8 protein-coding genes are annotated in these 10,369 nt (G+C 36.0%); 7 read left to right on the top strand and 1 reads right to left on the bottom strand.

The features are described 5' to 3' along the window. Nucleotides 1-565 precede the first annotated feature (565 nt). Nucleotides 566-1,573 (top strand): ketoacyl-ACP synthase III, encoded by a 1,008-nt coding sequence (locus tag EKG35_RS19500; protein WP_126296208.1) that lies wholly within the window; start codon nucleotides 566-568, stop codon nucleotides 1,571-1,573. Nucleotides 1,574-2,016: 443 nt separating this feature from the next. Next, a complete protein-coding gene (locus tag EKG35_RS19495) occupies nucleotides 2,017-3,393 on the top strand; it encodes an MFS transporter (RefSeq protein ID WP_126296210.1) in 1,377 nt (458 codons plus the stop codon). Nucleotides 3,394-3,586: 193 nt separating this feature from the next. On the opposite strand, the gene EKG35_RS19490 is transcribed toward EKG35_RS19495, so the two are convergent. Beyond that, a complete protein-coding gene (locus EKG35_RS19490; protein WP_410799291.1) occupies nucleotides 3,587-5,230 on the bottom strand; it encodes an alkaline phosphatase in 1,644 nt (547 codons plus the stop codon). 394 nt (nucleotides 5,231-5,624) lie between these two features. Between EKG35_RS19490 and EKG35_RS19485 the strand changes: the two genes are divergently transcribed. From EKG35_RS19485 to EKG35_RS19465, 5 genes are read left to right on the top strand one after another with little or no spacing between them, the layout of a single operon-like run. After that, a complete protein-coding gene (locus EKG35_RS19485) occupies nucleotides 5,625-6,650 on the top strand; it encodes a DctP family TRAP transporter solute-binding subunit (RefSeq protein WP_126296207.1) in 1,026 nt (341 codons plus the stop codon). A 12-nt stretch (nucleotides 6,651-6,662) separates the two neighbouring features. Continuing rightward, on the top strand, nucleotides 6,663-7,157 hold the full coding sequence (locus EKG35_RS19480; protein WP_126296206.1) for a TRAP transporter small permease: 495 nt from the start codon (nucleotides 6,663-6,665) through the stop codon (nucleotides 7,155-7,157). Next, nucleotides 7,154-8,479 carry a TRAP transporter large permease gene (locus EKG35_RS19475; protein ID WP_126296205.1) on the top strand — a complete coding sequence of 442 codons (1,326 nt, stop codon included), beginning with the start codon at nucleotides 7,154-7,156 and terminating at the stop codon, nucleotides 8,477-8,479. The genes EKG35_RS19480 and EKG35_RS19475 overlap by 4 nt, the downstream gene beginning before the upstream one ends. Nucleotides 8,480-8,496: 17 nt before the next feature. Further along, nucleotides 8,497-9,246, top strand: coding sequence for an SDR family NAD(P)-dependent oxidoreductase (locus EKG35_RS19470; protein ID WP_126296204.1), 750 nt, complete (start codon nucleotides 8,497-8,499; stop codon nucleotides 9,244-9,246). A 53-nt stretch (nucleotides 9,247-9,299) separates the two neighbouring features. After that, nucleotides 9,300-10,232 (top strand): DMT family transporter, encoded by a 933-nt coding sequence (locus EKG35_RS19465; RefSeq protein WP_126296203.1) that lies wholly within the window; start codon nucleotides 9,300-9,302, stop codon nucleotides 10,230-10,232. The last annotated feature ends 137 nt before the right edge of the window (nucleotides 10,233-10,369 follow it).

The raw sequence follows: 10,369 nt of genomic DNA, 5'->3' as shown, positions 1-10,369 counted from the left end.
CTTATACGGGACAGAGCTTCCGTTTAGCCAATGCGTTGTCGAGAAAACAGTAAAAATATTGGGTGGCAACACTCTGTATTTTTCATTGCAATTCTCTGCATTTTTATCTTGCAAAATACAAGAGAAGAAAAGAGATACTTATTAACTTTACATTTAATTATTATATATCTTCTCATCTTAGGTTCATTATCAATATTTTATTTAAATGAATAAATACATACATTGGGTTTATTTCATATTTGCGGACCGGATTAAGTCCTTACTGGCGCCCCGACTACCGTTATAATAAAACCTTAAAGAAAAAGGTGAACCAGAAAAATCTAATTAATCTTATATTACAATCGATGCTTTCCTTGAAAAAGGAAAGTTTTTTTATTTAAAGGCGAGAATGTTAAAAATTGAACTTAACGAGGGAATTTTGATAAAAGGAATGTATCACACTAAAACAAACAGCGCAGAAGATTTTATTTCCATAAAAAGCCTCCTTCTTCTTGAAAAAAAGATAATTAAGGTTATAATTAGTACCAGGTATTAATACTAACTTATAGTGAATGGAGTTGAGTGAATGTTAGGAGCAAGAATAACAGCTATAGGGACTTATGTGCCCGAAAGAAGGTTAACAAATTTTGACCTTGAGCAAATGGTTGATACAAGTAATGATTGGATTATTCAAAGAACGGGAATTCATGAACGTAGAATAGCCCGTCCTGATGAATTTACTAGTGACTTGTGTGTCTCTGCCGTAAATGATTTAATGCAAAGATATAATAAAACAGTAGAAGATGTAGACATGATTATTGTGGCAACAAGCACACCCGATTTTCCATTTCCTTCTGTCTCAAGTATTATACAGAACCGTTTGAATATATCCCAAACAGGTGCCATAGATTTAAGTGCAGCTTGTGCAGGATTTGTTTATGCCTTGCATACAGCAAATAGTTTAATTTCTTCAGGCCTTCACAAAAAAATACTAGTTATTGGAGCCGATAGCCTCTCTAAAGTTACAGATTATACCGATAGAAGTACATGTGTTTTATTTGGTGATGGAGCTGGTGCGGTATTAGTAGAAAGAGATGAACTGTCAAACGATTTCATTGGATTCCATCTAGGAAGTGATGGAAGTGGAGCACAACATGTATATCGTTCTGGATTATCCAAAATGGTCAATGGGATTGAGTTGATTGATACACAACTTCTTGTACAGAATGGTAGGGAAGTTTTTAGATGGGTCGTAAGGAATGTTCCAGATAGTATTAGACAAATTCTGAAAAAAACACAAACAACTTTAGATCAAGTTGATTGGTTTATTCCTCATAGCGCTAACTTAAGAATGATTGAACCAATCTGTGAAAAATTAAACTATCCAATGGAGAAGACTCTTTATAGTTTGGTGAACTTTGGAAATACCTCAGCTGCTACAATTCCTTTAGCACTTGATCTTGGAATACGTGAGGGGAAAGTAAAAAATGGAGATCAGGTTCTTATGTACGGATTTGGATCTGGTTTGGTTCACGCTGGACAGCTTTTAAAAATTAATTTTGATGAGCAAGTAACAGCCCCCGCAGAATTGTAAAGACTTTTAACTATTGCTTAGAAGTAAATGTTTGATCCTTGGGCTTTTAATTGAGTAAAAAATCTTGAATAATCAGGCGTTTTCCTTTTCTGAAATAAGGAGAGCGTCTTTTTTTATGAAAAGGACAATTTAATTATTTGGAAATTAAGCTTTTATTATTGTGAATTCGAAAGTTTTTTACTTTATAAGCAGATGGAAGTAAATAGGCCGGATAAGAGGAAAATTAAGTAAAAACTAACTAAGTAAAGTTAGAAGATTATTGAAAAGCTATAAATAATTAAATGCCATTTTGGAAAGTTTAAGATTAGCATTGATTAATCAACAAGGAGGAGTTTCGATTGACTTATAACAAAAATGATAATCGCCCGAAAAGAAAATCGAAACCAAAGTTGAAAAAAGAAGAAATTACCGTTGTTGACACGAGTTCCGCACGTAAAGCTGTTATGGCAACTGCTGTTGGTAATGGAATGGAATGGTTTGATTTTGGAATTTACTCTTATCTAGCTGCTACAATTGGACAAGTATTTTTCCCTGATGTAAGTGGTCCTATGCAATTAGTATTTTCTTTTGCAACCTTTGCAGTTGCTTTTATTGCTCGGCCCCTTGGTGGGATATTCTTTGGGATGCTGGGAGACCGGTTAGGTCGTAAAAAAGTCTTAGCGATTACCTTAATCATGATGGCTCTGTCCACATTAAGTATTGGTTTGATTCCCGATTATGCATCTATAGGCTATACTGCCACTGTTCTTTTACTCATTGCTCGTCTAGTTCAAGGATTTTCAGCGGGTGGAGAATATTCGGGTGCTATGACGTTTATTGCCGAATCCACACCCGATAAAAAAAGAGGTTTTATGTCAAGTGGTCTTGAGGTCGGTACCTTAGTTGGCTATATCGCAGGAGCTGGTCTTGTTACTTTACTTACTTATATTTTAGGGGAGGAAACAATGTTGGATTGGGGTTGGCGTATTCCATTTTTCATATCGGCCCCAATTGGTTTAATTGGCTTTTATTTGCGAAATAACTTAGAGGAAACACCTGCATTTGAGGCAATGAAGGAAAAAAAATCAGACGAAGACGATGAATCCGTAAGGCATATATTACAGTACCATTGGAGAGCAATACTGATTGGTATGTTTGTTGTTTTCTTTTATATTGTTGTAAACTATATTGTTTTATCCTATATGCCATCTCATTTAACCGCTGTTCTTGGTTATGGGGAAACAGAAGGGCTTTTATTAATTGTGATTGTAATGGTTATTATGATTCCAATTGTTCTGTTAATGGGCTATTTTAGTGACCGTATTGGAGCAAAGAAGGTAATTCAAGGCGGTTTAATCGGATTGATTATTTTAAGTATACCAGCGTTTAATTTAATCGGTAGTGGAAATACCTTGTTTGTATTTTTCGGTTTAATGATTCTTGGAATATTTTCTGCTTCTTTCCAAGGAACAATGCCAGGTTTATTACCTTCTCTATTTTTTACGAATGTGCGGAATGGGGCATTGGCGATTACCTTTAATATTTCTGCATCATTGTTCGGTGGTACGACACCTTTACTTGTATCTTGGTTAATTAGTAAAACGGCGAATCCAATGATACCTGCCTACTATGCGATATTTGCATCTATTGTCGGTATTATTGTGGTAACCCTCTTTCTAAAAGATACTTCAGGAAAAGCTCTCCGAGGTTCACCTCCAGCGGTAGAAGAGAAAGCTGAAATAAAAGAGATTTTAGAAGAACCAGAAGAAGCATTATGGTGGCACGAAGAAAAGAAAGAAATTGAAGAGCGTATCGAGGATCGTTCGGAAGATGGAAAGTGAACTGAGAAAAAATAAATGGAATGTTAAAACAGATTGAACCACAAAAGCAAGGTGAGTTAGTTAAACAGATTTTTCCGAGTTTTAATATAGGGTTCAATCAGAGTAAGTATAAAAAGATACAATTCAAATAAAAAGATGCAAGAATGCTTGTCTAACGACTACACTCTTGCATCTTTTAATTTATCAACTTTTATTAACGAACTGCTTTTAGCATATCTTGAGAGATAAAGAATTGCTTATCGTTGTAAACAGCAACTGAATTAAATTCAAGTGTATCAATTTTGCCATTCTGCTTATTTTCAACGAAAACAATGTTTTTATTTTCAGGGATTTTTACGATTTTATTGTTATTTTCTGCAACAAATACAGGATTATTTTCATCACTGTTATCAATTGAAGTAGTATAACCTAGTGTTTCAAATGATTCTTGTGCATTAACAAATAGATTGTTAGATAAATTATTTAAATCGAAATTCATCGCTTTAGCCATTGTATGTGCTAAATCAGTATTTTCTACTAGTCCAGTTGGGTGTGATGGACCATATGCGTATAAAAAGACATCGTCACCAGTGTGGCCGCCAGTAGTGAAACCGATATTTGCACGTTGTGATAACAATTGAACCATTGTTGCTGCTAGGTCTTCACTTTCGTTTAACTTTGTAATTTCTTCAGCTGATGGATTAGTTAATCCATAAAGTGCCGCAACATCTAGTAAGTTTGATTTATCTTCTTTTAATAAGCTTAATGCACCTTCAACTGTCATTGTCGCCTTTTTAAGTGGTTCAATATAAGCTGAAACTGGAGTTGTGTCATATGTTGAATCTGTGTTCGTATTACCTATTGTTATACCGCTGTTTCCGTGGTCTGTAACAGCGATGACTAATGTATTAGGATTTGTTTTAGCAAACTCTAAAGCTTCGTTTACAGCATCATCAAATGCTAGGAAATCAGAAATCATACCGATTGGATCATTAGCATGAGCTGCCCAGTCAATTTTACTGCCTTCAACCATTAAGAAGAAGCCATCTTTATCTTTGCTTAATGTTTGAATTGCTTTGTCAGTCATTTCAGCAAGTGTAGGCTCGTCTGGATTAGTTGATGGACGATCGAAATCATAAGCTAGAGCGCTTGGTGCAAAGCTTCCCCAAATTTTATTTGAATTTGTTGAAAGCAGCTCTTCGCGGTCAGATACAAAATCGTATCCCTTTTCTTCAATAGTTGTTAGCAAGTTTTCGCCGTCTTTACGAGTATCGTTTAAAGAATTATAGCCACCACCAAGAACAACATCTATGTTTTGGTAAACTTGTTGCTCTGCGATATCATCATAGTTGCTGCGGCTTGCTACATGGGAAGAAAAGCCAGCAGGAGTCGCATGCTGAATTTCAGAAGTAGAGACAATTCCAGTTGCTTTTCCAGCAAGTTTAGCTCCTTCTAGAACGTTTGCTACAGGTTTAAATGCATCTTCTTCAGCTACTGGTTCTACACCAGGTGTTGTTACAGTTGATGGCAACACACCTACGTAGCCGCTGTTTGATTTATTGCCAGTTGCAAGAGCAGTTGCAGCCGGTGCGGAGTCGGTAATTGCTGATTCAGCTGAATATGTTCTAACAGCGCCTGTTAAAATACTATCTAATGCTAAACTTTCACCTTTGTACCAGCGAGAAATAGTACTAACATTATCACTGCTGCCATCCATTACTAGCATAATAACATTTTTCGCTTTTTTATTATTAGAGTTAACAGTTTTTGCTTCAGCATCAGTCGCCCCCATTAAACCGAAAGAGACTAGAGATCCTACTAAAGCATACGAAAGCCATTTTTTTCTTAAACTTTTCACAACATTACCTCCCAAAAAATTAAATTACTATTATAAAGTAGCAATAAATTATTAATAGTAAATTGAGAGTTTGGTAAGATTTTGTTAAGAATGTAAATAATATAAAAAGATTAGAATAGATAATTATCTTTCTATAGTATCAAAAAAATAGCATTACATTCTATATAATGTCAGCCTTTATGAAATTATTTTTAACGCCATATCCTTTGTGGGATATGGCTTGTTTTGTATAGAGGGGCAAATTTGCACTTGCAAAATAGTGTTATAACACATATATTTTAATTATTCAGAATTATAGAAAATATCTATCAATTTGTTATGATACAAAATTATATAGATTAAGAGATTGTATTGTAAAAAAAGAAATAGAGAAATTGTCTAGGGGGAATTTAAAATGAATTTTAAAGTAAGAAGAAAGTGGCTATTAGGGCCATTATTAGCGGTATCAGCAATGCTGGCAGCCTGTGGGGGCGGGGAAGATTCAGCAGAAAATGCAGCAGATAAAGAATATAACTTGAAAATGTCAATTACAGTTGCTGACACTACGACGTGGTATGCTGGTGCTCAAAAACTAGCAGAAGATATTGAAAAAGAAACGGATGGTCGTATTACAATTGATGTATTTGCAAACGAACAATTATCTGGTGGAGATTCAGGTAAGGCAGTCGAAGGGTTATCAAAAGGTTCGATTGACCTAACATTAAACTCTACAATTATTTATTCAATCTTAGATGAACGATTTGGAGTAGCATCAGCTCCGTTCTTATTTAATTCATACGAAGAAGTTGATAAGGCTTTCGAAGGTGAAGCAGGAGAACAAATTAAAAGTTTATTAGCTGAAAAAAATGTACATGCCTTAGGTTTTAGTGAAAATGGCTTCCGTCAAATTACGAATAATGAAGGGCCGATTGAATCAGTTGATGACTTAAGCGGAATGAAAGTACGTATTCCTGGAATTACGATGTATACGGATTTGTTCCGTGAGTATGGAGCAGATCCAGCGACAATGACTTGGTCAGAAGTATTTACTGCGCTTCAACAAGGAACAATTGACGCACAGGAAAATCCAATCGATGTAATTCACTCATCGAAAATCGATGAAGTACAGGATTACTTAACATTGTGGAACTATTCATATGACCCGCTTGTGTTAGGAATTAACAAGGAACTTTATGATTCAATGAGTGACGAAGATAAAGCATTATTTGATCGTCTAGGAAAAGAAGCTGCTGATTACCAAAAACAATTAGCGCGTGAAAAAGAAGCGCAGCAATTATCAGAGCTTGAGGAAAAAGGCATGAAAGTAAATAAATTAACTGAGGAACAAGTACAAGCGTTTAAAGATGCTTCTCAGCCAATTTATGATAAGTATAAGGACATTTGGGGCGAGGATTTATTAAAGGCATTTCAAGGCAATTAAGGAGCTTAGCGCATGAAGATATTGAATTACTTTGAAGAGATTGTCCTATGTGTCGCTTTTATAGTGATTACAGTTTTGACATTTCTAAATGTCGTCTCGAGAAATTTAATGGGTTTGTCGATTTCTTTTACTGAGGAAATTACAATAAATGTTCTAGTTTTAATCACTTTCTTAGGAGCATCAATGGGTGTGCGGCGCTATGCACACCTTGGCTTTACTCTTATTTTCGATAAAGCTGGAAAAGGATTAAAGCAAGGAATTGTTATTTTTAGTGGATTAGTCAGTTTCATTTTGTTTGGCGTTTTAACATGGTATGGAATAGATATGCTTCTATTCCAAATGGATATGAATCAAAAAACACCCGCTTTAGGGCTGCCGCAATGGATTTTGTCGCTCGCATTACCAATTGGAACACTGTGTTGTATCATTCGAACAATTCAAGTTGTTGTTGAGGAGCTAAAAGACGGTGTTGTTAGCGGAGATGTGAAGGGAGAGAGACAATCATGACAGCACTGATTTTATTTGGTGTGTTTATCCTTCTCATATTTGCTCGTGTACCGATTGCCATTTCACTTGGGGCTGCGTCCATGGTCGTTCTTTTTATTGATAACGGTTTGGACAGCTTTGAAGTGTTGACTGATATTATGTATACAAGCGTAGCAAAATTTACTCTGCTAGCTATTCCTTTTTTCATTTTAGCTGGTGTTATTATGGATCATATTGGAATTTCAAAGCGTTTAATACATTTTGCTGAAGCGCTTGTTGGGCATAGGAAAAGCGGGATGGCTCTTGTAACAGTAATTGTAGCAATATTTTTTGCAGCAATTTCAGGGTCAGGCCCCGCAACAGTAGCGGCTATCGGAGGAATTTTAATCCCTTCAATGATAAAAAATGGCTACCGAAAAGAAACAGCTGGTGGTTTAGTAGCCAGCTCAGGTGCGATAGGCATTATCATCCCTCCATCTGTGGCATTTATTATCTTTGCTTTAGTTGCCGGAGATCAAATGCCTATCACAATTAATCGTTTATTTATGGCAGGGATAATCCCAGGCATTTTAGTAGGAATAGCCTTGCTGCTAGCCGCTATGTATGTACGCTATCGTGATACAAAAAAGGGGATATTCAATTCAGAAGGTAGGGAGCCTGCCCGTAAATATACTATAGAAGAAAAATTTCAGGCATTTGTTGGTGCACTACCCGGGTTGTTGATTCCTGTTATTATTCTTGGCGGTATTTATGGAGGTATTTTCACGCCGACAGAATCAGCAGTTGTTGCAGTAGTTTACAGTATAATTGTAGGCTTCTTTATTAACCGTAAAGGATACGGAAAAATCTTATATAAAATTTCAATTGAAGCTGCAGTGCAAACAGCGGTTGTTATGTTAATCGTTTCTACAGCATCAGTATTTGCCTATATTGTTACAACAGAACAAATTGCATCAACTATTTCTGATGCGGTAATGGCATTAACAGACAATAAATATATTATCCTATTACTAATAAATATTATTTTATTAATTGCTGGTGCATTTATTGATGCCATTTCAGCATATTATATTTTCGTACCTATTTTATTGCCGATTATGATTTCACTTGGGGTAGATCCTACTGTATTTGGTGTATTTATGACAATCAACCTGGCGATAGGATTATTTACTCCTCCTGTCGGTTTAAACCTTTATGTTGCAGCAGGATATGCTAAAACAAATATCATTGAGATTTCCAAAGGGGTTTTGCCATTTATTGTGGCATCAATTATCGTACTATTTTTAGTAACATACATTCCACAAATTTCAACTTTCTTGCCGGACCTACTAGGAGTTGAATAATAAAGGGGTTAATTATAATGAGCATTAAAGGGGATATTGCAATTGTAACTGGCGCTGCATCAGGGATAGGGCAGGCCATTGCAGTACAATTGTCTAAACAGGGAGTACATGTCGTATTAGTTGATATTAATTCATGTGAAGATACAATTAGTAAAATGGCTACAGATGTAAGTTATATTGAAAGTTTAGGGGATATTCGTGATGAGAATTTTGTAAATGCCACAGTCAATCAAACAATCGAACGGTTCGGCAAAATACATATTCTAGTAAACAATGCTGGAACATGTTGTCGTAAAAGTTTAGAAGATTTGACGATTGACGATTGGAATCGTGATTTAGATACGAACTTAAAGGCTGCATTTTATTTCACAAAAGCATGCGTTTATCCGCACATGAAAGAAGCGAAATATGGTCGTATTATTAATATTAGCTCAATTTCGGGAATGAACGGTGGTGTAACATCGGGTCAAGACGGTCAAGGACGTTCAGGTGCAGCTTATGCAGCATCAAAGGGCGGCATCATTGCATTTACAAAATGGGTTGCAAAGGAACTTGGCCCAGATGGTATTACATGTAATTCAGTAGCACCCGGCGCTACTGCTACAGGGATTACAGCAGGTGTACCTTACGATCTCTCCTTACAGCCAGTTCAACGCATTGGTGTACCAGATGATATTGCCCACGCTGTATTGCATTTTGCTTCCAGAGAAGCGAGCTATACAACAGCGCAGGTTTTAAAGGTAGACGGCGGCTTATCTATCGGGTAGTAAATGGGGATTGTCCATGGTGGGCAATCCTTTTTTAATAGGAGGTTTTTTGAATGTTAAAGGTATATGCAATTATGGTTTTAACGATGCTCTTCTGGGGATTAAATGTGTCTCTCTTAAAGCTGCTTATTAATGAGATTCCACCGTTAGTGATGCAAGGCACTCGGATATTCCTAGCTGGAATTACATTATTTATTATTTTATTAATCTGGAAAAAGCAAATTATTTATAAAGAGATGCCTTGGAAGCTTTTATTATTAGCAAGTTTTTTAGGTGTTATTGCCCATCATTCTTTATTAGCAACTGGAATGGTGGAGACGACTGCAATTAAAACGTCTCTTATTTTAGGCTTAGCACCGTTAATAACAGCCATTATTGCAGTATTAACACGTTCTACATCATTAACGGTTATAAGCTTCTGTGGGTTCGTAATCGGGTTTATAGGAATCGTTGTTGCTGTAGTTGATAATGTGTCTGAAGTCGTTTCTGTCGTTGCAGGGGACTTTCTTGTTCTAGCTTCCATTATTGCACAGGCGGTAAGTTTTTTTGTTATTCGACGGATCACATTAACGATTCCGCCTCTCGTAGTTACCGCATACTTGCTAACAATCGGATCGCTTATTTTAATGGTCTTTAGCTTTATAATAAGTCCAAAATCTTATGCAGTATTTATGCAATTAGATATTACGATATGGGGAGTATTTATTTTCTCAGCAGTATTTGCAACTGCGGTAGGACATAGCCTGTATAATTCGATGATTAAGAAAATTGGTACGGCTGAAACAGCAATCTTTACAAACTTAAGTACAATATTTGCCTTAATCGGTGCAACGATTATCATAGGGGAAGAAATGCACTTATCTCAAGTGATTGGTTGCTTATTAATTGTTATAGGAGTATTAATTGGTACCGGCGGAGTAGAAGAGTGGATACGAAAAAGAAAGCAGCAAGACAATAAGGAAGAATGCACAAGTAGTATCACATAATTTTCAAAGAAAAAAGGGTTCTATGTCAAATGTTGGGGTGAAGTGATATTACACGGCACCCCGATTATCCTAAATGAACCCCAATTTTCTTATATAAATTATTTAATAAAATTTTCGCTTTAAAGTGTTCATAGCTT

The organism is Lysinibacillus telephonicus (assembly GCF_003966145.1).
GTDB classification, from domain to species: domain Bacteria; phylum Bacillota; class Bacilli; order Bacillales_A; family Planococcaceae; genus Ureibacillus; species Ureibacillus telephonicus.
Note: the sequence above shows the minus strand (reverse complement) of the source record. Positions and strands in the feature narration are given on the sequence as shown.